This is a genomic window from Agrobacterium sp. FDAARGOS_525 (assembly GCF_003938925.1).
In the GTDB taxonomy this organism is placed as follows: Bacteria; Pseudomonadota; Alphaproteobacteria; order Rhizobiales; family Rhizobiaceae; genus Agrobacterium; species Agrobacterium pusense.
In genome coordinates, this window is record NZ_RKIU01000004.1 from 504,236 (window position 1) to 529,752 (window position 25,517).

A 25,517-nucleotide genomic window follows, 5' to 3' on the forward strand; every position below is an offset into this window, starting at 1 on the left:
AATCTGAGACTTAATAGGTTTTGAACGACGCGATAGAACGGGTAATCAGCCGATCGATATCCTTCGGGTTGTCGTGTTCGACCACGAAATGTTTCGTGGCGGATTTCGTCTTCAGCGCTGCGACGAGGCCTTTCCAGTCCACCGTGCCGTGGCCGACATCGGTCCAACCGTCTTCGTCCTTATTCTCCCCTGCGGGCGCGATGTCCTTCACGTGCACGGCGGTGATGCGCTTGCCGTAGCTTTCGATCCAGGCGAGCGGATCGGCATTGCCCCTGATAATCCAGGCGATATCCGCCTCCCATTTCAGGTCGGGGCCACCGGCAAATATCTGCTCCTGCGGCGTTGAGCCATCGGCAAGCGCCTTGAACTCGAAGTCGTGGTTATGCCAACCGAAGACCAGCCCGGCATCCACGAAGGGCTTTCCGGCTTCCTGCAGGCGCTTGCCAAAGGCGAACCAGCCGGCAGCGTCGTTAGGGCGCTGGTCGGGCATCAGGTAAGGGCAATAGATCGCTTCCACACCCAGAGCGCTGGCGATATTCAGCGCCTTTTTGGGATCGCCTTCAAGAAGATCGAGACCGAAATGACCGGTGGGCATGGTCAGGCCGTTGGCGTCCAGTTCGGCACGCAGACCTTTCAGGCCGGCTTCATCCAGCGAAGCATACATGGCGCCGTAACCTTCCACGTGTTTGTAACCTGCCGCTGAGAGCTTCTTCAGAATATCGGAAAAGGGTTGAAAATTACGGGCGCTGTAAAGCTGAAAACCGAGTTCTGTCATTGTCTCCTCCATAGAGATGTGGGTCTTGGGAATGTGTGGGAGTGGTCAGCGCCCTTTAGAGCCGTTCCTCGCTTTGCGCGTCGAACAGCGAGGCCATGGTCATGTCGAGGCCAAGGCGCACCTTGGTGCCGGGTGAAAACCGTCTGTGGCCGCCAACGCGCACGGACATGGTATGCCCGGCATGTTTAAGCCAGATCAGATTGTCGGCGCCCATCGGCTCTTCGATATCGACGATCGCCTCGTGCACCTCCCCGCCGACGATATCGGCATCAACGCGCACATGTTCGGGGCGAACGCCCAGAACCACCGCGCGACCGGCGACAAGCGGCGTTTCCGCATGATAACCGTCCAGTGCGAAAGTCACGCCATTGGTGGTGAAGACCACCTTGCCGTCTTTTTCGATCAGCTCGCCGCGCAGGAAATTCATCGAGGGCGAGCCGATGAAGCCTGCGACGAACAGGTTCCTTGGCTTGTTGTAGATGGTGACAGGGTCAGCCAGCTGCTGGATGACGCCGCTTTTCATGATGGCGATGCGATCAGCCAGCGTCAGCGCCTCGATCTGGTCATGCGTCACATAGATCATGGTGTTCTTCAGCGACTGGTGCAGCCGCTTGATTTCGACGCGAAGCTCCGAGCGCAGCTTGGCATCGAGGTTGGAGAGCGGTTCATCGAACAGAAAGACATCCACATCCCGCACCAGTGCCCGGCCGATCGCCACGCGCTGGCGTTGACCGCCGGAAAGTTCGGCTGGCTTGCGTTTCAGCAGCGGCTCGATCTGCAAGATGCCGGCTGCCCTTTTGACGCGGCGGTCAATCTCCTCTTTCGGCACTTTGGCGACCTGAAGGCCGAAGGAAAGGTTCTTTTCCACCGTCATTTGCGGATAGAGCGCATAGGACTGAAACACCATGCCGATGCCACGATCCTTCGGTTCTTCCCAGGTAACGTTACGGTCCTTGATGAATATCTGTCCGTCGGTCGGCTCCAGAAGGCCGGCGATGCAGTTGAGAAGGGTCGACTTGCCGCAGCCGGAAGAGCCGAGCAGCACGAGAAATTCGCCGTCGTAAATATCGAGATTGAGGTCTTTCAGCACGGTAACGGCGCCGAAGGACAGCGAAAGATCGCGGATGGAAACGCTTTTGTTCATATAGCTCAACCTTTTACTGCGCCTGCAGCAATGCCGCGGACGAAAAGCCTGCCGGAGAGGAAATAGACGATCAGCGGCACGGCCCCGGTCAAAAGGGTTGCGGCCATGTTGACGTTGTATTCCTTCACGCCCTGCACGGAGTTGACGATGTTATTGAGCTGCACCGTCATCGGGTAATATTCCGGCCGCGTGAACACCACGCCGAACAGGAAGTCGTTCCAGATGCCGGTCACCTGCAGGATCATCGCCACCACGAAGATCGGCAGTGACATGGGCAGCATGATGCGGAAATAAATCTGCCAGAAATTGGCACCATCGATCCGCGCCGCCTTGAAGAGTTCCTCCGGCAGCGAGGCGAAATAGTTGCGGAAAAGCAGCGTCAGGATCGGCATGCCGAAGATGGTGTGAACGATGACGAGGCCGCTCAGTGTGCCGTAAATGCCCAGTTCGCGAAGCACGATAACGATCGGGTAAATCATCACCTGATAGGGAATGAAGGCGCCGATGATGAGGATGGAGAAGAACAACTCCGATCCCTTGAACTTCCAGTTCGCCATGGCATAGCCACTGACGGAGGCGACGATGATGGAGATGACGACCGACGGCACGAGGATGCGTACGGAGTTCCAGAAGCCCCGCGAAAGCCCGTCGCAATTCAGCCCTGTACAGGCATTCGCCCAAGCCTTGACCCAAGGCTCGAAGGTAATCTCCACCGGCGGTGCGAAAATGTTTCCGAGCCGGATTTCCGGCATGCCCTTCAGCGAGGTAACGACCATCACGTATAGCGGCAGCAGGTAATAGGCGGCAGCCACGAACAATGTGCCGTAGAGAATGATGTTGCGGCGGGAAAAGGTTTTCCTTGGCTTCTTGCCGCGCGGGCCGGAGAGCTCATTGGAAACCGCATCGTTGGCGGCAACAACCGTGTTCAATGTGCTGAGATTAGCCACGTTTCTTGCCTCCGAATTCAAGGTAGGCCCATGGAATGATGATGATCGCAACCGTCAGGAGCATCATAGTAGAGGCGGCAAAGCCCTGCCCCAGATTCTGCGCCTGGAACATGTAGTCATAGACATATTTTGCCGGGACCTCGGACGCGATGCCCGGCCCGCCGCTTGTCTGCGCCACCACGAGGTCGTAGACCTTGACGATGCCGCTGGCGATGATGACGAGCGTGGTGATGAAGACGGGACGCATCATCGGTATGATGATGAGGGTGTAGGTTTTCCACATCGGAATGCCGTCAACGCGCGTCGCCTTCCAGATGTCTTCATCAATGCCACGAAGACCGGCCAGCATCAGGCACATGACGAGCCCCGTGCCCTGCCAGAGCGCCGCGATCAGAATGCCATAGATAACGATCTCGGAATTGTAGAGCGGGTCGAACGTGAAGCTTTCCCAGCCAAGCGAACGGACAACGGACTGGATGCCAAATTCCGGGTTCAGCAGCCACTGCCAGACGAGGCCGGTAACGATGAAGGACAAAGCGAAAGGATACAGGAAGATGGTGCGGAACGCGTTTTCAAAACGTATTTTCTGATCCATCAACGCCGCCAGCACGAAGCCGATGACAAGGCTGAAAATTAGCGACAGGATGCCGTAAATCGCCAGATTCTGGATTGAGACGATCCAGCGCGGCGCGGCCCACAGCCGCTCATATTGATCGAAACCGATGAAGTTCGCCCGCGGCAGAAGCTTGGAATTGGTGAAGGAATAAACCACCGTCCAGACCGTGCCGCCAAGAAAGATCACCACGGCCGTCAGTATCATCGGAATGGAGGCAATCTTCGAATTGAGATTGCGGAAAAGCTGGTTGGGCCTCCGTGAGCGCGCTTGACCTGCCATGTTACCTCCTCCTGTAACGTTACAGTCGACGGCCGAGCACGCGGCTCGCCGCGAGAAACTCCGGCCATTGCCTGTTATCCTGGCACAGCCCGGACGTTGGAAGGGGAGCGACGAACCGCTCCCGATCCGAAGAGATTACGATCAGTCAGCCGAACCGATAATGTCCGCCAAACGCTTCTGCCCGTCTTCCGCCGACATCGAGCCCGCGAAGAATTCCGCCATCAGATCTTCCTTCTGTTTCTGCGTATCGGCGGAAATCAGCTGGTCGGTGCTGGTCAGCGCATTGCCCTTGGCCAGAATTGCCAGACCCTTTTTCATGCAGTCATTGGCTGCATTCAGGTCGACGTCGCCGCGGATCGGCAGCGAGCCTTTCTTCAGGTTGAAGGCAACCTGCGTTTTCGGATCAACGATGGTCGCGGCAAGAACATCCTGCGCCTTGGTTTTCGCCTCGTCCTTCAAAACGGGGAAATAAAAGGCGTCGCCACCCGTGGTCAGGTATTCACTCAGGCCAAGGCCAGGAAGGCAGGAATAATCAGTGCCGGCTTTCTGGTTGGCAAGCTGGAATTCACCCTGGGCCCAGTCGCCCATGATCTGGCCGCCGGCCTTGCCGGTGATGACCATGTTGGTGGCCTGGTTCCAGTCCTGAACATTGGTGCCCTTGGCCATGTCGCGCGCCTCGACGGCAGCCGCGAAAATCTTTGCCATTTCAGGACCTGCCGCCGCTTCGGCATCCTTGTCGCCATAGACCTTCTGATAAAGGTCCTTTCCGCCGATCGAAAGCGTCAGCGTGTCGAACAGGCCGTTCGCCTGCCATGCCTGGCCGCCAAGCGCGAGCGGCTGGATACCGGCCTTTTTCAGCGCCGGCGCTGCCGCAACAAATTCCGTCCAGTTCTTCGGAACTTCGACGCCCGCTTTCTTGAAAGCCGCATTGGAAAGCCACAGCCATTGCCACGAATGGATATTGACCGGCGCGCAATAAATCTTGCCGTCGATGGTGCAGCTGTCGAGCAGGCTCGCCGGCTTGATGACCTCTTTCCACTTACCTTTTTCGGCAACGTCGGACAGGTCCCGCATCAGGCCGGCCTGCACCAGTTCTTCCGCCTGCCGGCCGTGGTTGAACTGGGTGGCGCCCATCGGATCGCCGCCGGTGATGCGGCTGATCATGATCGGCCGGGCCGTGCCGCCCGAACCGGCAATCGCGCCGTCCACCCATTTATTGCCGGTCGCGTCGAAAGCCTTGGCCAGTTCGGCCACCGCTGCGGCTTCGCCGCCCGATGTCCACCAATGGGTCACCTCGAGATCAGTGGCCCCGGCAAAGCCCGCCGGAATCATCACGCTGGCCAGAAAAGCCGCAGAAATAACACGCATTCGCATGAGTCTCCTCCCTCACTGAAACGTTGCAGTTGGAACGTATGCGAAGATTTTTGATTAGGCAACCGCCTAAAATACGAATCTCGTTACTGCATTCAGCGGCGTCTCGAAGGATGGCAAAATTCGCCTGACAGGCGGACCGTAGAGGGGCTTGCGCGCCGTAATCCACACGCAATGCCACTGGTTTAAAAACCCTGCGCAGCAAGAAACAGGTGCAAGAGACAATGAAACGCTGGCATATTCTCCTGATCATCGGATTGATCGGTGTCGCATCGCTCTTACTCGCCGCGTTTGAGCAGCTCATACCGGGGCAGCAGGTTTCAATGGCGATGCGCCTGTTGATACTCCTCCAACCAGCAGTCCTGACCGTCGCCTCGGTCGCCACCGGCCAAGCCCTCGCCGCAAAAATCGGGCTCCATGCGCCTTTGATCGATAGCTGGCTGACGGGCGGCGATCCGCGTGCGGTACTGCGAAAACAAGTGCCTCCTGCACTTGCTGCGGGTGTTGCCGTTGCCATTGTGATGATCGTCTATTCGTCGGCGATCCTGCCCTTGGTCACAGATGCAGCAACCATGGCAAATATGACCAGATTTGACATTCCCCTCGCCACCCGGCTTCTCTATGGCGGCGTCACCGAAGAGCTATTGACGCGATGGGGCATGATGTCGTTTTTCGCGTGGATTCTCTGGCGCTCTACAGGAGGCGGGCAGGTTCGAGCGTTCATAATGTGCGCTGCCATCGTGATCGCTGCCGCTCTGTTCGCCGCTGCTCATCTGCCGTTTCTGTTTACCATTGCCGCGCAGCCCCGGCCGGCACTCGTGCTTGCAGTGCTGACCGGGAATTTTATTCCCGGACTCATCTTCGGATGGCTATTTTGGCGCCGGGGACTGGAGGCGGCAATTCTCTCTCATGGCTTTGCCCATTGTATAAATGCACTGGCGGCCTGAACCAAAAGGCGAAGCGGGCAGACGTCCGCTTTGCTTATTCTCTTGGCGTAGGTAACGCCTATTGCCTCTTGTAATCGTCCTCGATGCGGATGACATCGTCCTCACCAATATAGGCTCCGGTCTGGATTTCGACCAGTTCGAGCGGGATCTGCCCCTCATTGGCAAGACGGTGCGGCTGGCCGATCGGGATATAGACCGACTGGTTTTCCGTCAGCAGCCGGGTCTCGTCACCAATCGTCACGGTGGCCGTTCCCTTGACGACGATCCAGTGTTCCGAGCGGTGATAGTGTTTCTGGAACGAGATGCGGTGGCCAGGATCGACGGTGATATGACCGACCCGATAACGCTCATCCACATACATGTGCTCGATGTAACCCCAAGGCCGGTAAACGCGCTTGTGGGTCTGCGTCTGTGGCGCATGTTCGCCGTCCTTCAGCGTCTCCACCAGACCCTTCACGTCCTGCACCCGGTTCTTCGGCACCACCAGAACCGCATCCTTGGTGGCCACCACCACCATGTCCTTCGCGCCCACCACCGTCGTCAGCAATTGCGTCGAATGGATGAGGCAGCCTTCGGAATCGATGAAGACGCCGTTACCTTCCAGCGCATTGTCATTGCTGTGTTTGTCGGCGATCTCCCAGATCGCGTCCCAGCTGCCGATATCCGACCAGCGAAAATGGCCGTGCACGACAGCCATGCGCCTGGTCTTCTCAATCACGGCATAGTCGATGGAATTCTTGGGCGAGGCTTCGAAGCTTTCCTGATGCAGACGCACGAAACCGAGGTCGCTTTCATATTGCTCGACGGACTGCGTTACCGCGGCCAGAATTTCCGGCGCAAAGGCCTCCAGTTCGGCAATCATCACGTCGGAGCGGAACAGGAAGTTTCCGGAATTCCAGAGATAGCCTTTTTCGAGATAGGAGATCGCCGTCTTCATGTCAGGCTTCTCCACGAAGGCCTCGACCTTGCTCAGATCCTTTTCACCATCAATCGCCTCGCCCGGCTTGATGTAACCATAGGAGGTGCGCGGCTCCGTCGGCACCAGGCCGAAGACGACGATATTGCCCTGATCGGCGGCTTTGGCGCCGAGTTTCACGGCATCGGAAAACTTGTCGGCATCGAGCACCACATGGTCGGCAGCAAGCGCCAGAACCAGGCATCCGGGCTCGCGACGCTCGGCCAGCACGGCGGCGGCGGCCATGGCGGCTGCGCTGTCACGGCGGGCGGGCTCAAGCACCACGGTGGCCGGCAGATCGATCTCCTCCGCCTGACGGCGGGCAAAAAAACGGAAATCCTCGTTGGTGATGACAAGTGGCTCGGAATAAAGCGTTTCGTCACCCACCCGCTGCAGGGTCTGCTGATAGGTCGAAAGATTGCCGACCAGCGGCTGAAACTGCTTGGGCAACTGATCGCGCGAGACCGGCCAAAGTCGGGAGCCAGCACCACCGGCCAGAAGAACCGGCGTGATCTTTCGAGATTGTTCCTTCACAATAAAACCTTTCCAACGTCAAAAAATTTCCCGGCGCGCCGGACAATATACATATTTCCCAATACCGCCATCATCGGTTCACGGGCGGACAAGCGCAAGTTCATAAATCCCCCTTGTGAAAGCTTGGTGAACGGCTGGGTGTCTGCCCCGGCACGCTTTCCTAACGCCACGCGACAGGTGAGGTTCCGCTCGATTTCTTCGCGCGGATCGATGCAGAGCAAATAAAAACCCCGGGATTGCTCCCGGGGCCGACTTCAAGTGAGGCGTGACGCAAGCGTCAGCCCGGCAATGCATAGGCGATGACATAGTCGCCACGGTCAGGAGACTGGCGTGCGCCGCCAGCTGAGATGACGATATATTGCTTGCCGGTCTTCGGAGACTTGTAGCTCATCGGGCCGCCCTGGCTGCCGACCGGAAGGCGGGCCTTCCAGACTTCCTTGCCGGTCGCCGTATCGAAAGCGCGCAGATAATAATCCTGCGTGCCGGCGATGAAGACGAGACCGCCCTGCGTGGCCAACGTGCCGCCGAGCGTGGGCATGCCGATCGGGATCGGAAGGCCCATCTTGATGCCGAGCGGACCGGTATCCTCGACAGTGCCCACGGGCACCTGCCACTTGATCTTCTGGGTCTTCATGTCGATAGCGGTCATCGTGCCATAGGGCGGGGCCTGGCAGGGTATACCGAGAGCCGACAGGAAACGGTTCTTGTTCACCGCATAGGGCGTGCCCTTCATGGGAACGACGCCCATGCCGGTGTTGACGCTTTCGCCGCCACTCGCGACAGCCTTGGTCGGTGCCGCTTCCTGCATCTGGATCCAGAGACCGAGGCGCATGTCGTTGACGAAGATCGTGTTCGTGGTCGGGTCCGTCGAAAGACCGCCCCAGTTCATGCCGCCGAGCGAGCCCGGGAACGACAGGGAGAGGTCCGTGCCCGGCGCCGTATAGAGGCCCTCATAACGCATACCCTTGAAGGCAATGCGGCAAAGAAGCTGGTCAAACGGGGTCGCGCCCCACATGTCCGCTTCCGTCAGGGTCTGCGCACCGATCTGCGGCATGCCGACCGAGCGTGGCTGTGTCGGCGCGTAGCGCTCGTTCGGAATATTGGCGGGCTTGACCGGCACTTCTTCAACCTTGGTCAGCGGCTGGCCTGTCGCCCGGTCGAGAACATAGATCTGCGCCGCCTTGGTGCCGAAAACCAGTGCTGGAACAGTGGTTCCATCCGCTTTCGGGAAATCGACGAAGCTCGGCTGCATCGGCACGTCGAAGTCCCAGAGGTCGTTATGAACCGTCTGGTAGACCCATTTTTCGCGACCGGTGGTGGCATCGAGCGCCAGCATCGAAGCACCATATTTATGGTCGAGCGGTGTGCGAGTTGCGCCGTACAAGTCCACCGAAGGGCTGCCGACCGGCATGAAGACGGTGTTCAGCTCCGGATCATAGGACATGGACGCCCAGACGTTGGGTGTGGAACGCGTGTAGGTCTGTCCCTCGGGCGGAAGTCCGGTAATATCAGGGTTGCCAGGGTCGAAGGCCCAGCGAAGCGAGCCCGTCACCACATCGAAACCGCGCATCACACCGCCGGGCATATCGACCTGAACGTTGTCGGCGATACGGCCGCCGACAACGACAGTCGTGCCGGCAAGCGTAGGTGCGGAGGTCAACACATATTGCGGGTCCGGTGCATCGCCGAGACCGATCTTCAGGTCGACGCGGCCATTGGTGCCGAAATCAGGGCAAAACGCGCCGGTGTCGGCATCGAGCGCTATCAGTTCCGCATTGATGGTGTTCATCAGAATGCGGCGCTGGCAAAGCGCGCCCTCGGCCACCACCGCCGGGGTAACCGGCGTGGAGCCCGGTGCGGTCGGCTGCTTCAGCGGCGCCTTGGCGTCGAAATAGGCTAGACCGCGGCAACGCATCCAGACGGAAGATTTCGCGTTGATTTCCGTCTTCCACTTTTCTGCGCCGGTATCTGCATCAAGAGCGATGACATTGTTATGCGGCGTGCACAGGAACACGGTGTCGCCAACCTGCAGCGGCGTTTCCTGATCTTCCGCACCATTCGCGCCGGGGCTGATCGGGGTATCGCCGGTGTGGTAGGTCCAGGCGACTTCGAGGTTCTTGACGTTGTCGCGCGTGATTTCATCGAGAGCAACAAAGCGGCTGCCGCCAGATGTATTGCCGTAATGTTCCCAGTTCTTCTGCTCCGTTTCCGGTGTGACAGGCGTCAGGGCTGCCGGTTCACCATTGAAGGCGACGGTGGGGTGCGGCACGAACATGCCGGCAAAACCCGCGCCGGTGGCGATGGCGAGAATGGCGGCAATGGCGAAAGAGGCGCCGTATGCCGGAGCCTTGCCGGCCGCGCGACGCAAGAGAGGATAGGAGAGCGCAACGACAATGGCACCGACGCCCATCGCGAGAAGGCGTGAAATGAGCGGCCAGAAGTGCAATCCGGCTTCCCACACCGCCCAGATGCCGGTGAGGACGAAGACAAGGCCGAAGAGAACAGCACCGGCAGGCTTGCGCAGCAGGATGAGCAGGCCCGAGACGATGAGCGCGATGCCCGCCGTGACGAAATAGAGGCTGCCGCCGAGGGCCACAAGCTGGCCGCCGCCAATGGCGAAGAACAGGCCTGCGGCAACGATGACAGCGCCGAGCACCAACAGCCACAATCTGGCTGGGAGCGATAAAGAAGTTGCTGGATTACCCATGAAAGAATGTCCGGTTAGAAGAGCTGCCCCAAAAGGCTGAAGCCCGGTGATTGTTCAGCGTCCGGCGAAGCCGGGACAGCCTGCGGCCGCAATGGCCAGGCGAAGATGCGCCGATGGCGGCGCGGCTGAATGGGGAACAATGGTGGGGAAGACTTCCGTCGTGACTGTCATGCGTGACCCATTCACTGCAGGTAACCGCCGGCCCCATGGACGGCGGGCAAGATGCTTGAACAAATCCTCCCCGGTTTCTCCCATCAAAGCCTGCAAAGCGGCAAAGACGATCGAAACACTGGCTGCGGTATAACGTCGCCTGCGACAAGATGACAATGCGCAAGCTGGGCAATTTCGATAAGCTATGCTTATATCACATCACACCCGACAAAACAAAGAAATCTCCCGATGGATATTCGTCAACTCACGATATTCGTGGAAGCGGCAAGGGCGAGGAACTTTCGTGCCGCTGCCCTGCAGCTCGGCATTGCCCAGCCCGCCGTCACCCAGCGCATTCGACAGCTGGAGGAAAATCTGGGCTTCAAGCTCTTTCACCGCATCAATCGCGGTGTGGAACTTACCCCGGCCGGTCAGTCCATGCTCATCGAGGCGGAAGAAATCCTTGCACGCACCAAAAGTGCGCTGGAAAGGGCGCAGCAGATCCGCCGCGGCCAGCTTGGCACGCTGCGCATCGGTTACGGCACCAGTGTCATGGCCGAGCGTAAACTACCCGCGCTCATTACCCGCTATGGTGACGAGCACCCAGACGTGACGCTTGAACTGTTGCCCGGCATGACAATGGAACAGCTGATCGAGCAGGTGACGACCCGCGAGACCGACGTTGCCTTCATCCGCGCGCCTCTTCCCACGCTGCCGCAGACCTTGCGAACCATGCCGTTCGACCGCTCGAGGCTTTGCGTCGCTTTGCCGGAACGTCACGTACTCGCCAAGCGCCCGCAGGTTTCCGTCAGCGATATCCTGCACGAAAAACTGCTGCTGCCGGTTGACGAGATTGGCCTCGGCCTCAGCAGCAGCGCGCTTTCGCTTTTCGAAGATGCCGGCTGCACGCCGCAAGTTGGCATGCGCATCGCCAACGTCAATACGATTCTCGCGCTCGTGGAGGCCGGTGCGGGCATTTCCATCCTGCCGGAAAGCACGGTGCTTTCCGCAAGGGGCACTGCCGCCGTGTCACTCGATAGCGCGGAGGCATGGTCCGACTGCGTACTGCTCGTCAGGCGCGGCGCGCTTGCCCTGCATGTCGAAGCCTTCGTGAATATGGCCCGCCGAGCCTACAGACTGAGCCTTTGACAAGCAGGACGCGGAATTAATCGATTGAATCGGCCGCAAATTTCATCCCGCTTAAATTTGCTGCACTGAACAACATTCAAGGCTTGGCAGGCGCGCGAAAAATACAATAACAACGGCGGATATTTTTACATTGTTATAGACACGAAAGCACACACAGCCCATGTCCGACACGACCAAGCCCGCCAGCACAAGAACATCGGTTACGGATCAGGAAGCCCTGGATTTCCACGCGGAAGGCAGGCCGGGCAAGCTGGAAATCACCCCGACGAAGCCGATGGCAACACAGCGGGATCTGTCGCTCGCCTATTCGCCCGGCGTGGCGGTGCCGGTGAAAGCCATCGCCGAAAATCCGGCGACCGCTTACGATTATACGACACGCGGCAACATGGTGGCCGTCATCTCCAACGGCACCGCGATCCTCGGGCTGGGCAATCTCGGCGCGCTGGCCTCGAAGCCGGTCATGGAAGGCAAGTCGGTCCTCTTCAAGCGTTTCGCCGATGTCGATTCCATCGATCTCGAGGTCGATACCGAAGACGCCGATGAGTTCATCAATTGCGTGCGTTACCTCGGCCCCTCCTTCGGCGGCATCAATCTGGAAGACATCAAGGCGCCGGAATGTTTCATCATCGAAAGCCGCCTGCGCGAATTGATGGATATTCCCGTATTCCATGACGACCAGCACGGCACCGCCATTATTGCCGCCGCCGGCCTCATCAACGCCATCGAACTGACCGGACGTGACTTCAAGACCACCAAGCTGGTCTGCAACGGCGCGGGTGCGGCCGCAATCGCATGCATGGACCTCATCAAGGCCATGGGTTTCAACCCGGAAAACATCACCCTCTGTGATACCAAGGGCGTCATCTATCAGGGCCGCACCGAGGGCATGAACCAATGGAAATCCGCGCATGCGGTGAAAACCGACAATCGCACGCTGGCGGAAGCCATGAAGGGTGCTGACGTGGTGTTCGGCCTCTCACAGAAGGGCGCGTTCAGCGAAGAAATGATCCGCTCCATGGCGCCGAAGCCGATTATCTTTGCAATGGCCAATCCCGACCCGGAAATCACCCCGGAAGAAGTGTCCCGCATCCGCGATGACGCCATCATGGCGACGGGACGTTCCGACTATCCGAACCAGGTCAACAACGTCCTCGGCTTCCCCTATATCTTCCGCGGCGCGCTCGATGTGCGTGCCCGCCAGATCAACGATGCCATGAAGATCGCCGCCGCGCAGGCGCTGGCGGATCTGGCCCGCGAAGACGTGCCTGACGATGTGGCCGCCGCCTATCAGGGCAACCGCCCGCGTTTCGGACCGCAATATATCATTCCGGTCCCGTTCGATCCGCGCCTGATCTCCGCCATTCCTGTCGCAGTGGCAAAAGCCGCTATCGAAACCGGCGTCGCCCAGCGCGTAATTCCCGATCTCGACGCCTATGCCCGCGAGCTTTCGGCCCGTCGTGATCCGATGGCCTCGACCACGCAGCGCCTTTACGAGCGTGTGCGTCGTTCGCCCAAGCGCGTGGTCTTTGCCGAAGCGGAAGAAGAACAGGTCATGCGCGCGGCGATTTCGTTTACCGCTCAAGGGCTTGGCACCGCCATCCTGCTCGGCCGTGACGATATCATCATGGCCAATGCCGAGCGTGCCGGGATCGATCTCGACCGCGCCAATATCGAAATCACCAATGCCCGCCTCTCCAGCCGGGTCGATGCCTATATCGATTACCTCTATGCGCGGCTGCAGCGCGGCGGCTTCCTGCTGCGCGACGTGCAGCGCCTGATCCACAACGACCGCAACCACTTCGCCGCCTGCATGGTGGCGATGGGCGATGCGGACGCGGTGGTGACGGGCGTGACGCGCAATTATTCGACGGCGCTGGAAGATATCCGCCGTTGCATCAACACCAAGCCCGGCCATCGCGTCATCGGCGTGTCCCTCGTTGTCTCCCGCAACCGCACCGTCTTCGTGGCCGACACGGCCGTGCACGACATGCCGAATGCCGAGGACCTCGCCGATATCGCCGAGGAGGCAGCCGGCCTCGCCCGCCGTTTCGGTTACGAGCCGCGCGTTGCCATGCTCGCTTATTCCACCTTCGGCCAGCCGGTCGGCGAACGCTCCGACAAGGTGCGCGAGGCGGTGAAAATTCTCGACAAGCGCAACGTCAATTTCGAGGTCGATGGCGAAATGTCGGCGGATGTGGCGCTGAACCATCACCGCATGCAGAGCCAGTATCCCTTCGCGCGCCTTTCCGGCCCCGCCAATGTGCTGGTCATGCCCGCCATCCATTCTGCCTCCATCTCCACCAAGATGCTGCAGGAACTGGGCGGTGCGACCGTCATCGGCCCTCTCCTCGTCGGCCTCGACAAGTCGGTGCAGATAACCTCGATGGGGGCCAAGGACAGCGATATCGTCAACATGGCAGCAATCGCGGCCTATAATGCCGGACGATAATTGAAAGGCAGTGCGGCTTGCTTCTCGCCTCTTGGTTGAAACAAGCCGCACACCACTAAAACCTAAAGAACAAGATTCTACGATTTCAAATTATTAGGATATTTTTTCTGCCTGACAACATTATTGGAACTCGTTTCTACTCATAGTATTCTTTGCGCAATGCCAATTCTCGCTCTCTGCAAGTCCGTCATGTAGGTTCCAGCCATAAGCAAAAGGAAATACCCATGGCCTTCTCCCTCCCCAAGTTTGCCGCGAAACTCATCGCCGGAACCGTTGTCATCGCCTCGCTGGCAACCACCGCTCACGCGGATGCAACGCTTGACCGCATCAAGGGTCGCGGCAAGCTCACCGTCGGCGTCATTCTTTCCGGCGCGCCTTTTGGTTTTATCGATCCAAAAACGCAGGAGCAGAAGGGCCTCAACATCGACGTCGCCAAGGCGCTCGCCGCAGGTCTCGGCGTTGAACTGGTGACTGAGACTGTGACCCCGCCAAACCGCGTGCAGTTCCTGCAGCAGGGAAAGGTCGATATTCTTATCGCCAACATGCAGTACACCGAAGAACGTGCGAAAACGCTCGACTACGTGCCCACCCCCTATGACCGTCAGGGCGGCGCCGCCATCGGTCGAAAAGACTCTGGCATCAAGGACTGGTCCGACCTGAAAGGCAAGATCGCCTGCGTGTCTCAAGGTTCCAACTACACTCAGCCGCTGATCGAGCAATATGGCGCGCAGGTAAAGGCTCTGCCCAGCCAGCCGGAATCGCTGCTGGCGCTGAAGGGTGGCAATTGCGATGTGTCCGTTCACGTCAACGGCACGCTGAGCCTGATGCTTCAGGACCGCGCTGATGAGTGGAAGGATTACGGCATCCTCATCCCCACAGATCTCATACCGTCGGATTCCGTGATCTGGCTGCGCAAGGGTGAAAGCGACACGCAGGCGGCTCTCGACAAGATCGTCAAGGAATTGCACGCTTCCGGCAAGATGCTGGAATTCGCCAAGGCAAACCGTCTGCCGAGCATCGGCTATATGGAAGAACAGCAGAAGAAGCTGTCCGCCGCGCAGTAAAGGTCAGGCGCAGGGCTTTCCTGTCATCCCCCGTCACGCCGCAACGTGGTGAGGACGATGGCATAGAGATGGTTCCCATGATCATCAGGAACGGCCGGTTCACCTGCCGTTCTTTTCTGTTTTATAATGGCAGGCCATTCTGGCGCCGCCCGCGTGGCGGCACCCGCAATAACAGCATGGATTTCCAATGCAGGATTCATTTACAGCGCGCTTCATAGAACTGGCCGCGCATCTTGGCCTTAACTATGATTTTCTGAACAGCGGCTATGAGGTTCAGATCTGGCTCGACGGCATGAAGATGACGCTGATCCTCGTTGCCGTCACCTTGCCGCTCAGCCTCGTCTTCGGCTTCATTTTCGCGGCAATGCTCACTTCCGGGAAGACCTGGCTCGCCGGTCCCGTGCGCGCCTATGTGGAACTGACGCGCAACACGCCGACGCTGGTACAGCTGATGTGCGGTTTCCTCGTGCTCAACATGCTGATTTCCAATGCGCTGGGTGGCGCGCAGAACAATCCGCTGACGCCGTTTTTCTGGGTCGTTGCGGTCACGGGACTGCACATTGCCGCCTTCCATGCCGAAGCGCTGCGCGGCGGCATCGAGGCGGTGCCCGGCACCACAATCGAGGCAGCGCGTGCAATCGGTTTCAGTTCCTTCGAGATTCTGCGTTATGTGGAGTTTCCGCTGGCGATCCGCACAGCGCTGCCCTCCATCATCAACAATCTCGTCAATCTGGTGAAGCTCACCACGGTCGGCTCTGCAATCGCCGTGGGTGAGATCACCTATGCCTCCATCCTGATCTGGACGCAGCGCGACAATGTGGTCGAGCTGATGATCGTTATCCTCGTTTTCTTCAGCGTCATCAATTTCATCGTCGCAAGGGCCGGTCTCTGGCTTGAACGGCGTCTTGCGGTTCCGGGGTTCGGTCAATGAGTGCGGTGGTTTCTCCAACACGGGCGGTGAAGAAGCCGCCTTTCGGCACCATTCTGCTGCTGGGCGTCTTGGTTGCCGTCATCCTGTGGCTGGTCCTCGATCCGTCGCTCGGCCAGGTGCTGCTGGAATGGCTGCCCTATCTCGCCAAGGGTTTCGCCATGAATGTGCTGATAAGCATTCTGGCGATCGCCATCGGCACATTTATCGGCGTTCTTCTCGGCATCATGGAGCTTGCGCCCTACCGTCTGGTTCGCGCACCGGCACTGACCTATGTGCAGATTTTCCGCAATGCCCCGCATCTGGTGCTGATCTTTGCCGCGACTTACATCTTCCCCTTCGAGATCGTGGCCTTTGGCAACTACATTCCTTTTCCGGACTGGATCAAGGCGGTTGTGGGCCTTGCCATTCCCGCCAGCGCCCATATCGCCGAAATCACCCGCGGCGCCATCCAGTCCATTCCGACAGCGCAATGGGAAGCCGCTCAGGGCCTGGGCTTTTCGCGCAACCAGACCCTGCGCTGGATCATCCTGCCGCAATGCATAAAACGCTCCCTGCCGCCGTGGATGAACCTCTACGCATCGATCACCATGGGCACGGCGCTCGCCTCGCTGGTCGGCGTGCATGAGCTTCTTCACGCCGCGACCGACGCCAGCACCGCCGTGCAGCGCAACGATTTCACCGTGGTGGTCTATCTCACCGTTCTGATGGCGTTCTTCCTGTTCTGCTATCCCGTCTCCCGTTTCACGCAGCGCCTCGAGCGGCGCTTCGCTTCCCGCTGATTGGAACAAGCCATGTCCGTATCCATCGCCCAAAACGCCCAGCCGCTTGTTGAACTCGAAGCAATCCATCTTGCTTTTGGTGACAACCAGGTCCTGAAAGGCATTGATCTCACCGTCAACAAGGGGGACGCCGTCTCCATCATCGGCCCTTCCGGCTCCGGCAAATCCACCATCCTGCGCTGCATCAACGGCCTGCTCATTCCGCAATCGGGCAAGATCACCGTTGGCGGCACGCGAGTAGACCAGCTTAAAACCGAGGCCGAGCGCATCGCGCTGCGCAAGCGGATCGGCATCGTGTTCCAGCAGTTCAACCTCTTCCCGCATCTGACGGTGATGGAAAACATCACCATCGCGCCGATCAAAATACTTGGTACGCCAAAAACGGAAGCGGAGCGCCATGCCCGCGAATTGCTGGAAAAGGTCCGCCTGTCCCAGAAGGTCGACGCCTATCCCGGCCAGCTTTCCGGCGGCCAGCAGCAGCGCGTGGCGATCGCCCGCGCGCTCGCCATGCGGCCGGAGCTGGTGCTGTTCGATGAGGTCACCTCGGCACTCGATCCCGAAACGGTTGGGGAAGTGCTCGCCGTCATCCGCGACCTCGTCAACGACGGCATGACGAGCATTCTCGTTACCCACGAAATGCGCTTTGCCGAAGAAATCAGCGACAAAATTGTCTTCACCGAAAACGGCCTGATCGTCGATCAGGGCACGCCGGAGCACATATTCTACAAGTCGACCAATCCGCGCATCAACGCCTTCGTCAAGGGTCTCGGCGGACAAGGCGCGCGCGTGAATGACGGCGAAGGGATCTGATGCCATGGTCGCGGAGGAAAAACTCACACTTCGTCTTGCAGGAGCCATTGCCGCTTCCGATCCGCTACACGATGAAGAGGCGGTCACCATTGCCCGCACGGCACTGATCGATTTCTTTGCCTGCGTGCTGGGCGGCGCTGCCGACAGGAGCACGAAAATCCTGATCGACACCTTCACGTCAGGCACGCAAGGCGCAGCCGGCATCGTCGGCCACGATCTGCGTACGGATGCCTTCACCGCCGCCCTTATCAACGGCCATGCCGGTCACGTGCTTGATTACGACGACGTCCATGGCAGTGTGCGCGGCCACCCCACCGTCGCCATTGTTCCAGCCCTGCTGGCTGTTGCGGTCGAGGAAGGCTCGACGGCGGATGCATTCATCGCCGCCTATATCGTCGGGCTGGAAACCATGGCCCGCATTGGCCTGTCGCTCGGCACCAGACATTACGAAAATGGTTTCCACGCCACCGCCACACTTGGCCCCATGGGTGCCGCGGCGGCGATCGCTCATCTCCTGAAATTCGATCCGCAGACAACCGCCGTGGCGCTCGGCCTCGCCGCCACGCAATCGGCCGGGCTTCGCCTGCAATTCGGTTATGACGCCAAGCCGCTCCATGCGGGGCTTGCCACGCGTGCCGGCCTCACTGCAGCACGGCTGGCACGATCCGGCTTTCAGGGCGCGCCGGATTTTCTGGAAAATTCCATCGGCTTTTATTCGGCCTTCGCCTTCGGCGCCGAGCAGCCGAAGCGTGTTCTCTCCGGCTGGGGCGCACCCTGGCAGATCGTCTCGCCGGGCCTGACCCTCAAGGCCTTCCCGTGTTGTACCGCGGCACACCCCGTCGCCGTGGGCGCGCTGGCGCTGCGCAGCACCCATGAGCTGCAGCCGGAAGAAATCGAGGCAGTCACCATCACCTTCCCGCCCGGCGGCGATGCCGCGCTTGTCGGCCCTGCCACGCCCGCAACCGGCATAGACGCGCGCTTCAGCCCCGAATATGTCTTCGCTGCGGCGCTGACGGATGGGTCACTGGGAATCAGCCATTTCGACGAACGCCCGGCACGCGCCGACCTGCTCGGTCTTTCCGCGAAAGTCTCGCGCCGGCATGACGAGACCGCTCGCCGCCTGTCGCCAGACCCAACCACCCGTTTCGTGGTGATAGATGTCACGAAGAAGGATGGTACGGTGCTATCGCGCCGCGTCGACGGGCTTCCCGGCATTGATGACCCGGCCGAAAAATTTGCCGACGCGACCGGCGGCAATGAAAAATTCGCCGGTATCCCGGGCTTGGTGCGGTCCATGAAAACCGCAGCCGACCTCAGGAAGCTCGAAATGCTTCTGGTATCGCCAATATAACTCGACTGACATGAAGGCATGATTCCCATGACCACCACGACCCGCAAAAGACAGATGCATCTCGGCCTTTTCCTGCAGGGTGCCGGACACCACGTTTCCGGCTGGCGTCACCCCGATGCGGAGGCCGGCAGCGAAAACCTCGATCTGCTCACCCGCGTGACGAAAATGGCCGAAGCGGCGAAGTTCGACATGGTATTTCTCGCCGACGGGCTGACCAGCGGCGTCGACGCCCATCCTTCGATGATCGCACGTTTCGAGCCGTTGACCTTGCTTGCCGCGCTGGCAATGGTGACGGAGAAGATCGGGCTGGCCGCAACCGCCTCCACCACCTATGGCGAGCCCTATCACACCGCTCGCGCCTTCGCCTCCATAGACCATTTAAGCCATGGTCGAGCGGCCTGGAACATTGTCACCACCTCTTACGCACGGACGGCAGCGAATTTCTCCAAGGACCACCCCGAGCATGACGAGCGTTATGCGGTGGCGGAAGAATATGTGAACGTCGTTCGCGGCCTTTGGGACAGCTGGGATGACGACGCCTTCATCAAGGACAAGCAGGCGGGCCGCTACGTCGATCCCGAGAAAGTCCATGTTCTCAACCACGAAGGCAAATATTTCACCGTCAAGGGACCGCTCAACATTCCGCGCTCGCCGCAGGGCCATCCGGTTCTCATCCAGGCCGGTTCCTCCGGGCCGGGTCAGGATCTCGCCGCACGCACCGCCGATATCGTCTTCACCGCCCAACAGGCGATTTCCGAAGCGCAGGCTTTCTACACGAGCCTCAAGGCGCGCGTCGAAAAATTCGGCCGCGATCCGGCCAGCGTTGCCGTGATGCCCGGCTTCATGCCGATCATCGGCAGGAGTTTCGAGGAGGCGAGTGAAAAGCTGAAGGAACTGAACCGCTGGACGGACATCAAGAGCGCGATGCCGCTGCTCGAAGAGCGCATCGGCCACAGCCTGGCCGACTATGATCTCGACGGCCCGTTGCCCGAACTTCCCATCTCCGACCAGTTGCGCAGCCGCGCCGAGTTGCTGACCGAGCTGGCACGGCGCGAAAAGCTCACGATCCGAGAACTGGCGCTGCGCGTCGCGGCCGGCCGTGGCCACCATATCGTCATGGGAACGGCGAGCGATGTTGCCGACAGGATGCAGCAATGGTTCGAAAACGGCGCAGCCGATGGCTTCAACGTCATGCCGCCCTTCTTCCCCGGCGGTCTGGAGGAGTTTAATCGCGAGGTGGTACCTCTCTTGCAGGAACGCGGCCTGTTCCGCCGGGAATATGAGGGCTCCACATTGCGCGACCACCTCGGCATCACGCGCCCGGCCTTGCGGGGATAACCGTGCGCAGGTGCCCTATCAAGGGCATCCGCCTCAATTGATGATCAGCAATAAGCGGGGCCGGCGAAAGCCGGCTCCCTTCATGCTGCTGCGCGCCCGACCTCCTGATCGTGCCGAGCAGCAGTCGAAAAATCAGACCGTATAGAGGCACCATCCTCACGCTGAACCGTGCGGCGGTTCAGTTTGAACAGGCTGACAAGCTGGGCCAATGCATCCGCACCCTGCGCGAGAGTGGTGCTGATTACGGTGGTGCGTGCGCTCATGGCGGCGTTTTCCTGCGTCATCCGGTCCAGCCGGTTGACCGCCTTGTTGATCTCACTGATGCCGACAGCCTGCTCGTCCGCTGCCTTGGCGATCATGTCAACGTTGCCGTCAATATGCCTGACCAGCGCGTCGATCTGCTTCAGCGCTTCGCCCGTTTCACCCACGAGCCTTACCCCTTCGAGGACCTCGCTGCCGGAATTGTTGATCAGCGCCTTGATTTCCTTGGCGGCACCAGCGGAACGCTGCGCAAGCTCGCGGACCTCCTGCGCCACCACGGCAAAGCCCTTGCCGGCTTCACCCGCGCGGGCGGCTTCCACGCCCGCATTCAGCGCCAGCAGGTTGGTCTGGAAGGCGATCTCATCGATAACACCGATGATCTGACTGATTTCCCGCGATGCTGTCTCGATGCGCTGCATGGCATTGACCGTGCGCTCAACGACCTCGGTCGAGGCCGCGGTGGATGTGCGTGCACTCTGAACCAGCTTGCGGGTCTCTTTCATGTTTTCCGTGGATGAACGAACCGTCGCCGTGATTTCCTCCAGTGCCGCAGAGGTTTCTTCCAGCGCTACGGCCTGCTCGCGCGAACGTTCGGCCAGATTGACGGAAGCCTCGCTGACTTCCTGGCTGCTGCGGGTCAGATCGCCCGTCTGGCCGAGAACATTTTCCAGCGTCTTCTGGAATTCCGCGATGGACTTGTTGAAATCGCGCCTCAGGCTCTCAAATTCACCCACGAAGGGTTTGTCCAGCGTGACGCGGATGTTGCATTGGGAGAGCCGCTCAAGCGCCGCGCCAAGCTCCTCCACCGCATGCATGCGGTCCGTCACGTCGAAGGCAAACTTCGCCACCTTCAAGACACGGCCCCGCTCATCCAGTATCGGATTATAGGACGCCTGGATGAAAACGCGTTTGCCGTCCTTGCCGAGCCGCATGAACTGCCCGGCAGAGAAACGGCCGCTCCTCAGCTCCTGCCAGAAATCACGATATTCCTGGGACTGGGCATAAGCTGGCTCACAGAACATCGAATGATGCTTGCCTACAATTTCCTGCGCCGTGTAACCAAGCGCCGCGAGGAAATTCTCGTTGGCGCTGAGGATCTTCCCATCTGGTGTAAATTCGATCATGGCCTGCGCGCGGGAGAGAGCGGCCAGCTTGCCGTCATCTTCCATGCTCTTGCGCTTGATCACGGTGATATCGGTTGCAACCTTGACGATCTTGTAAGGTTTGCCGAAACGAAAGACGGGATTATAGGAAGCTTCGATCCAGATTTCGTCGCCGTTTTTTGCCCGGCGCCGATATTGACCCTGATCATATTCGCCGCGCGAGAGTTTCGCCCAGAACGACTTGTATTCCGCATTGGCAGCCTCTTCGGGAGCGACAAACATGCTGTGGTGCCGTCCGATGATTTCGGACTGCTGATAACCCACCGCTTTGCAGAAATTGTCGTTCGCCTTCAGAATTTTCCCGGTCAGATCGAATTCGATGATGGCCTGCGAACGGTTCAGGGCGTCAAGTACCGCAGATGCATCCAGACCGAGTTTGGAAAAGTGAGACATGCCTTTAAAACCCCCAAATTAACCGCTGTGCAGACCCACTGCCCCTCCGAATGAGAAGGGATGAACATGGATGGGCCTGACTGCACGCGAAACTAGCCAGACACTGTTAAATAGCGATTAATAATGGCTCATAACTATCTGAGCCGCGACCTAGCCGATGGGCAAAACGCACTGATGTGCATGGCGGCCTCCCCACCGGGAACCGCTTATTTGCCACAGTGCTGATATTTCTATCGCCGCAGCGTGATGCGACCTTTCATACCCTCTGCATTCATTGTTATGGCGGGCTTGAGAGTTTTGTATTGCAGGAGCGCCGATGACCAAAACCCTGAAATGCGACGTGCTGGTGGTCGGCACCGGCATTATCGGTTCCATGGCAGCGCTTTATCTGCAGAATGCCGGGCGTGATGTCGTGCTTCTTGAGCGTGGCGATATCTCCCGCGGTGCGAGTTCCGGTAATGCCGGTATATTGGCCTTTCCGGAAATCATCCCCATTCCCGCGCCCGGTCTCATGAAAAAAGCCCCGCGCTGGCTTTTTGATCCGCTCGGACCTCTCAGCGTGCCGCCGGCCTATGCACCGAAGATCGCCCCGTGGCTTTGGCGTTTCTGGCGCGCCAGCGCCGAACGCAGTTTCCGTCATGGGCTGAAATCACTCATGGAAATCAACCGGCTGGCGGCCATCGAAATGGCCCACATCGCTGCCATGCCCGAGCTCTCGTCCTTCATCTCAAAAACCGGCACGCTTGATATCTATGATAGCGAGGCGAGCCTCAACGCCGCCCGTAGGGATTGGGACGAAAAGGAAAAAGCCGGCTTCGCATTCCAGCGCGTTGACCGCAACGAAATCGAAGAGCTGCAGCCGGGTCTGGCGCCGCAGTTCCGCCATGCGGTGTTTTCGGCGGATGGCCTGCAGGTCTCCGATCCCTATGATTTCACCCGCGCCATATTTGATCTTGTGATCTCACGCGGAGCCAGCCTTCGCAAAGGCGAAGCTCAGCGTGTCGACGCAGTGGGCGAAAGTACGATCGTCACGCTGGAGAACGGCGACAAGATCGACGCCGACAAAGTGGTGATCGCCTGTGGAGCATGGTCCAAAAAACTTGCGGCGACGCTTGGCAACATCGTGCAGCTGGAAACGGAACGAGGATACAACACGACCCTGCCTGTCGGTGCTTTCAACCTGACACGCCAGCTTTATTTCAACGACCACGGCTTCGTTGTGACCCCCTTGTCGACTGGCATCCGCGTCGGCGGCGCCGTCGAACTCGGCGGGCTGGAACTGAAGCCGAACTTCCGCCGCGCGGAAGCCATGTTGAAAAAAGCGGAACGTTTCCTTCCCGGCCTCAAACTGGAAGGCGGACGGCAATGGATGGGGTTCCGCCCCTCCATGCCGGACTGTCTTCCCGTCATTGGCACCGCGCGGACGACACCCTCCGTTATCTACGCCTTCGGCCACGGTCATTTGGGGTTGACCCAGTCGGCAGCCACAGCCCGGCTGGTGACGCAGATGGCAAACGGCGACGAAACGTCCATCTCGGTCGATCCCTTCCGCCCGGGACGGTTTTCCTGAAATGGGGTAGCACTGGCGACGCCAGGGCCCGGCCTCGCCAGCAATACGGGTTATTTCACCGTCTGCGTGGAATCGTCAGGGAATTCCACTGTCGCGAAGGACGGGTAGACCTTTCGCAGGATGGTCACCTGCTGCTGATCGCTCACCCGGAGCAAATACCAGTCCGAACCGTCGATCAGCGCCAGCGTGTGGGACTTCGCCTCTATGGTCTGACCGCCGGTTTCCATCACGGTTTTTGTCGGAATGAGCGCATAGGGCGTGCCATCCGGCGTCTCAGTCAGGCTGATCGCCTGCGCGTCCATGGTGAATTCGGTTATCTTGACCGCCGCGAGCGCCATCTGCATCTGCGCCGTCAAGGCGCTCCGCAACTGCTCCACGGTGACACCCGCATCACTGGCGATGAACTCGAAGATTTTCGGCGGCACAGTCTTGCCGACCGTTTCGAAATCCTGCGCATTCAGGGCGGTGCTGAAACGCTCGATCTGGGCACGCAGCCTCTCCTGCTCGGCAGGAGAGAGATCACGCGCGGAGACGGGACATGCAACCGCAATCAACAGAAGCAGACAGGATAAAAGGCGTTTCATGCCCGGCCTTCCCGGTTGTCCGGCAGAACACTTACCCGTAAGGGCAACAGCTCACAAACGGTTCGATCAGCGCAGCAGAACGAACCCGGCCGCCGACAGAACGAGAAAGACAACGAGACCGCCAAGGAAGCCCGCGGATGTGAAAAAACCGGCAACCATGGCCAGCATCAGCACGCACAGCATCATCGTGCCGTATTTGGTCAAGGCCAGAAAACCGTTATAGGTCTTTTCGTGTTCGGCGTAGTTCATTTCAGCGCCAAGTTCGACCGGACCTGTATGGTGTTCGCTCATTCCACTTCCCCTTTGCTCCATCCGTCATTCCCGTCCTGCGGGGAAATCTGCCCCGCGGACGATCACGGGCCATGCCGGATTCTCCGGTGCCAGAGGTAACATGAAGTGGTCGAAAAGCGCAATGCGTTCCGCACGAAAGTGTCACGCCGCCATCCGTCGGACCGGCTCTCAAGGACAATACTTGCCTTCCGGCAACATTCTTTCGTTAATAGTTGAAAAGGGCCACCGTTCTTGCTCTTTGCGTGCGGTTTCGGTTGCTTTTCGAACCGCCTGCCCATACACGGATTCTGTGGGGAGGAACTCCGGAACCGATGGGTGCGGACGCGCGTGGAGGCGCGGCCGTTGCAGGGGTATCGGGCTTTGCTCTCCGCCATAAACCCGCAAAGGGCCCGGCAAGGGAAGAGGGGAAAGTCATGAAATCGCTTTTAAAAATAAGTGCGTTGATAGATTCTGCGAGCGAGGCACTGGGCAAGGTCGCCGGTTATCTCGTGCTCATCTGCTGCCTCGTCAGCGCCGGTAACGCGATGGTCCGTTACGCCTTGAACTACAGCTCCAACGGCTGGCTCGAAATCCAGTGGTACATGTTCGCCTTCATCGTGCTGATCGGCGCTTCCTATACGCTGCGCATGAACGAGCATGTTCGGGTCGACATCATCTATGGTGCGATTTCGCCACGCAGCCGCATCTGGGTGGATATTATCGGCATTGTGCTGTTCCTGCTGCCCGGCTGCCTTTATCTAGCCTGGCTGTCCTGGCCCATGTTCACGCTGTCCTGGAATCAGGGCGAAATGTCTTCCAATGCCGGCGGCCTGATCCGCTGGCCCGTGAAAGTCATCATCTTCGCCGGTTTCGCCCTTCTGGTTCTTCAGGGGTTTTCCGAACTCATCAAGCGCATAGGCGCCCTCAACGGGCTTTATGCGCTCGATACGAAGTACGAAAAACCCCTGCAATGATCGCGC

22 protein-coding genes are annotated in these 25,517 nt (G+C 59.3%); 11 read left to right on the forward strand and 11 right to left on the reverse strand.

Annotated elements, in window-relative coordinates; translation table 11 throughout:
* Positions 1 to 10 precede the first annotated feature (10 nt).
* The 5 genes from EGT36_RS18725 to EGT36_RS18745 all read right to left on the reverse strand — a co-directional run bounded on the left by EGT36_RS18725 (position 11) and on the right by EGT36_RS18745 (position 5,135).
* Complete coding sequence (locus tag EGT36_RS18725) at positions 11 to 775, reverse strand: sugar phosphate isomerase/epimerase family protein (RefSeq protein WP_125270824.1); 765 nt, start codon at positions 773 to 775, stop codon at positions 11 to 13.
* 55 nt (positions 776 to 830) lie between these two features.
* The gene (locus EGT36_RS18730; RefSeq protein WP_044459817.1) at positions 831 to 1,919 is read right to left on the reverse strand and encodes an ABC transporter ATP-binding protein; all 1,089 of its coding nucleotides are present in this window, start codon (positions 1,917 to 1,919) and stop codon (positions 831 to 833) included.
* A 5-nt stretch (positions 1,920 to 1,924) separates the two neighbouring features.
* Positions 1,925 to 2,866 carry a carbohydrate ABC transporter permease gene (locus tag EGT36_RS18735; protein ID WP_004438490.1) on the reverse strand — a complete coding sequence of 314 codons (942 nt, stop codon included), beginning with the start codon at positions 2,864 to 2,866 and terminating at the stop codon, positions 1,925 to 1,927.
* On the reverse strand, positions 2,859 to 3,761 hold the full coding sequence (locus tag EGT36_RS18740) for a carbohydrate ABC transporter permease (protein ID WP_004438488.1): 903 nt from the start codon (positions 3,759 to 3,761) through the stop codon (positions 2,859 to 2,861). The genes EGT36_RS18735 and EGT36_RS18740 overlap by 8 nt, the downstream gene beginning before the upstream one ends.
* A gap of 141 nt (positions 3,762 to 3,902) precedes the next feature.
* A complete protein-coding gene (locus EGT36_RS18745; protein WP_125270825.1) occupies positions 3,903 to 5,135 on the reverse strand; it encodes an ABC transporter substrate-binding protein in 1,233 nt (410 codons plus the stop codon).
* 221 nt (positions 5,136 to 5,356) lie between these two features.
* On the opposite strand from EGT36_RS18745, the gene EGT36_RS18750 reads away from it, so the two are divergent.
* Positions 5,357 to 6,079 carry a CPBP family glutamic-type intramembrane protease gene (locus tag EGT36_RS18750; RefSeq protein WP_125270826.1) on the forward strand — a complete coding sequence of 241 codons (723 nt, stop codon included), beginning with the start codon at positions 5,357 to 5,359 and terminating at the stop codon, positions 6,077 to 6,079.
* A 58-nt stretch (positions 6,080 to 6,137) separates the two neighbouring features.
* On the opposite strand, the gene EGT36_RS18755 is transcribed toward EGT36_RS18750, so the two are convergent.
* The 3 genes from EGT36_RS18755 to EGT36_RS18765 are packed head-to-tail and all read right to left on the reverse strand — an operon-like array spanning position 6,138 to position 10,275.
* On the reverse strand, positions 6,138 to 7,568 hold the full coding sequence (locus tag EGT36_RS18755) for a mannose-1-phosphate guanylyltransferase/mannose-6-phosphate isomerase (protein ID WP_004438481.1): 1,431 nt from the start codon (positions 7,566 to 7,568) through the stop codon (positions 6,138 to 6,140).
* A complete protein-coding gene (locus EGT36_RS18760) occupies positions 7,565 to 7,789 on the reverse strand; it encodes a hypothetical protein (RefSeq protein ID WP_006698603.1) in 225 nt (74 codons plus the stop codon). Before EGT36_RS18760 ends, EGT36_RS18755 begins: the two co-directional genes overlap by 4 nt.
* Before the next feature lie 56 nt (positions 7,790 to 7,845).
* Positions 7,846 to 10,275 carry a glucose/quinate/shikimate family membrane-bound PQQ-dependent dehydrogenase gene (locus tag EGT36_RS18765; protein ID WP_125270827.1) on the reverse strand — a complete coding sequence of 810 codons (2,430 nt, stop codon included), beginning with the start codon at positions 10,273 to 10,275 and terminating at the stop codon, positions 7,846 to 7,848.
* A 399-nt stretch (positions 10,276 to 10,674) separates the two neighbouring features.
* On the opposite strand from EGT36_RS18765, the gene EGT36_RS18770 reads away from it, so the two are divergent.
* The 8 genes from EGT36_RS18770 (at position 10,675) to EGT36_RS18805 (ending at position 20,296) form a co-directional block, all read left to right on the forward strand.
* The gene (locus tag EGT36_RS18770; RefSeq protein ID WP_081093338.1) at positions 10,675 to 11,574 is read left to right on the forward strand and encodes a LysR family transcriptional regulator; all 900 of its coding nucleotides are present in this window, start codon (positions 10,675 to 10,677) and stop codon (positions 11,572 to 11,574) included.
* A gap of 160 nt (positions 11,575 to 11,734) precedes the next feature.
* Positions 11,735 to 14,023, forward strand: a complete 2,289-nt coding sequence (locus tag EGT36_RS18775) for an NADP-dependent malic enzyme (protein WP_111813382.1) — start codon at positions 11,735 to 11,737, stop codon at positions 14,021 to 14,023.
* Between the two features lie 224 nt (positions 14,024 to 14,247).
* Positions 14,248 to 15,087 carry a transporter substrate-binding domain-containing protein gene (locus tag EGT36_RS18780; protein WP_004438468.1) on the forward strand — a complete coding sequence of 280 codons (840 nt, stop codon included), beginning with the start codon at positions 14,248 to 14,250 and terminating at the stop codon, positions 15,085 to 15,087.
* Positions 15,088 to 15,274: 187 nt separating this feature from the next.
* Positions 15,275 to 16,018 (forward strand): amino acid ABC transporter permease, encoded by a 744-nt coding sequence (locus tag EGT36_RS18785; RefSeq protein ID WP_035208545.1) that lies wholly within the window; start codon positions 15,275 to 15,277, stop codon positions 16,016 to 16,018.
* On the forward strand, positions 16,015 to 16,797 hold the full coding sequence (locus EGT36_RS18790) for an amino acid ABC transporter permease (RefSeq protein ID WP_006698607.1): 783 nt from the start codon (positions 16,015 to 16,017) through the stop codon (positions 16,795 to 16,797). Before EGT36_RS18785 ends, EGT36_RS18790 begins: the two co-directional genes overlap by 4 nt.
* 12 nt (positions 16,798 to 16,809) lie before the next feature.
* Entirely contained in the window at positions 16,810 to 17,607 is a 798-nt protein-coding gene (locus EGT36_RS18795) for an amino acid ABC transporter ATP-binding protein (RefSeq protein WP_044459812.1), read from the forward strand.
* A gap of 4 nt (positions 17,608 to 17,611) precedes the next feature.
* The gene (locus tag EGT36_RS18800) at positions 17,612 to 18,958 is read left to right on the forward strand and encodes an MmgE/PrpD family protein (protein ID WP_045534400.1); all 1,347 of its coding nucleotides are present in this window, start codon (positions 17,612 to 17,614) and stop codon (positions 18,956 to 18,958) included.
* An 18-nt stretch (positions 18,959 to 18,976) separates the two neighbouring features.
* A complete protein-coding gene (locus EGT36_RS18805) occupies positions 18,977 to 20,296 on the forward strand; it encodes an LLM class flavin-dependent oxidoreductase (protein WP_022563613.1) in 1,320 nt (439 codons plus the stop codon).
* Between the two features lie 80 nt (positions 20,297 to 20,376).
* On the opposite strand, the gene EGT36_RS18810 is transcribed toward EGT36_RS18805, so the two are convergent.
* The gene (locus EGT36_RS18810; protein ID WP_125270828.1) at positions 20,377 to 22,113 is read right to left on the reverse strand and encodes a methyl-accepting chemotaxis protein; all 1,737 of its coding nucleotides are present in this window, start codon (positions 22,111 to 22,113) and stop codon (positions 20,377 to 20,379) included.
* Positions 22,114 to 22,429: 316 nt separating this feature from the next.
* On the opposite strand from EGT36_RS18810, the gene EGT36_RS18815 reads away from it, so the two are divergent.
* Positions 22,430 to 23,683 carry an NAD(P)/FAD-dependent oxidoreductase gene (locus tag EGT36_RS18815; protein WP_125270829.1) on the forward strand — a complete coding sequence of 418 codons (1,254 nt, stop codon included), beginning with the start codon at positions 22,430 to 22,432 and terminating at the stop codon, positions 23,681 to 23,683.
* A 50-nt stretch (positions 23,684 to 23,733) separates the two neighbouring features.
* Here the strand turns inward: EGT36_RS18815 and EGT36_RS18820 are convergent, their stop codons facing one another.
* Positions 23,734 to 24,267: a hypothetical protein gene (locus EGT36_RS18820; RefSeq protein WP_112636706.1), complete on the reverse strand. Its 534-nt coding sequence runs from the start codon at positions 24,265 to 24,267 to the stop codon at positions 23,734 to 23,736.
* A gap of 66 nt (positions 24,268 to 24,333) precedes the next feature.
* Positions 24,334 to 24,558, reverse strand: coding sequence for an aa3-type cytochrome c oxidase subunit IV (locus EGT36_RS18825; RefSeq protein WP_004438441.1), 225 nt, complete (start codon positions 24,556 to 24,558; stop codon positions 24,334 to 24,336).
* Between the two features lie 413 nt (positions 24,559 to 24,971).
* On the opposite strand from EGT36_RS18825, the gene EGT36_RS18835 reads away from it, so the two are divergent.
* A complete protein-coding gene (locus tag EGT36_RS18835) occupies positions 24,972 to 25,511 on the forward strand; it encodes a TRAP transporter small permease subunit (RefSeq protein WP_125270830.1) in 540 nt (179 codons plus the stop codon).
* Positions 25,512 to 25,517 lie beyond the last annotated feature (6 nt).

What these genes read in the sequence shown, in the direction of transcription:
- EGT36_RS18725 (WP_125270824.1), bottom strand. Translation starts at nt 775, where the DNA reads ATGACAGAACTCGGTTTTCAGCTTTACAGCGCCCGTAATTTTCAACCC.
- EGT36_RS18730 (WP_044459817.1), bottom strand. Translation starts at nt 1,919, where the DNA reads ATGAACAAAAGCGTTTCCATCCGCGATCTTTCGCTGTCCTTCGGCGCC.
- EGT36_RS18740 (WP_004438488.1), bottom strand. Translation starts at nt 3,761, where the DNA reads ATGGCAGGTCAAGCGCGCTCACGGAGGCCCAACCAGCTTTTCCGCAAT.
- EGT36_RS18745 (WP_125270825.1), bottom strand. Translation starts at nt 5,135, where the DNA reads ATGCGAATGCGTGTTATTTCTGCGGCTTTTCTGGCCAGCGTGATGATT.
- EGT36_RS18750 (WP_125270826.1), top strand. Translation starts at nt 5,357, where the DNA reads ATGAAACGCTGGCATATTCTCCTGATCATCGGATTGATCGGTGTCGCA.
- EGT36_RS18765 (WP_125270827.1), bottom strand. Translation starts at nt 10,275, where the DNA reads ATGGGTAATCCAGCAACTTCTTTATCGCTCCCAGCCAGATTGTGGCTG.
- EGT36_RS18770 (WP_081093338.1), top strand. Translation starts at nt 10,675, where the DNA reads ATGGATATTCGTCAACTCACGATATTCGTGGAAGCGGCAAGGGCGAGG.
- EGT36_RS18775 (WP_111813382.1), top strand. Translation starts at nt 11,735, where the DNA reads ATGTCCGACACGACCAAGCCCGCCAGCACAAGAACATCGGTTACGGAT.
- EGT36_RS18780 (WP_004438468.1), top strand. Translation starts at nt 14,248, where the DNA reads ATGGCCTTCTCCCTCCCCAAGTTTGCCGCGAAACTCATCGCCGGAACC.
- EGT36_RS18785 (WP_035208545.1), top strand. Translation starts at nt 15,275, where the DNA reads ATGCAGGATTCATTTACAGCGCGCTTCATAGAACTGGCCGCGCATCTT.
- EGT36_RS18790 (WP_006698607.1), top strand. Translation starts at nt 16,015, where the DNA reads ATGAGTGCGGTGGTTTCTCCAACACGGGCGGTGAAGAAGCCGCCTTTC.
- EGT36_RS18795 (WP_044459812.1), top strand. Translation starts at nt 16,810, where the DNA reads ATGTCCGTATCCATCGCCCAAAACGCCCAGCCGCTTGTTGAACTCGAA.
- EGT36_RS18800 (WP_045534400.1), top strand. Translation starts at nt 17,612, where the DNA reads ATGGTCGCGGAGGAAAAACTCACACTTCGTCTTGCAGGAGCCATTGCC.
- EGT36_RS18805 (WP_022563613.1), top strand. Translation starts at nt 18,977, where the DNA reads ATGATTCCCATGACCACCACGACCCGCAAAAGACAGATGCATCTCGGC.
- EGT36_RS18810 (WP_125270828.1), bottom strand. Translation starts at nt 22,113, where the DNA reads ATGTCTCACTTTTCCAAACTCGGTCTGGATGCATCTGCGGTACTTGAC.
- EGT36_RS18815 (WP_125270829.1), top strand. Translation starts at nt 22,430, where the DNA reads ATGACCAAAACCCTGAAATGCGACGTGCTGGTGGTCGGCACCGGCATT.
- EGT36_RS18820 (WP_112636706.1), bottom strand. Translation starts at nt 24,267, where the DNA reads ATGAAACGCCTTTTATCCTGTCTGCTTCTGTTGATTGCGGTTGCATGT.
- EGT36_RS18825 (WP_004438441.1), bottom strand. Translation starts at nt 24,558, where the DNA reads ATGAGCGAACACCATACAGGTCCGGTCGAACTTGGCGCTGAAATGAAC.
- EGT36_RS18835 (WP_125270830.1), top strand. Translation starts at nt 24,972, where the DNA reads ATGAAATCGCTTTTAAAAATAAGTGCGTTGATAGATTCTGCGAGCGAG.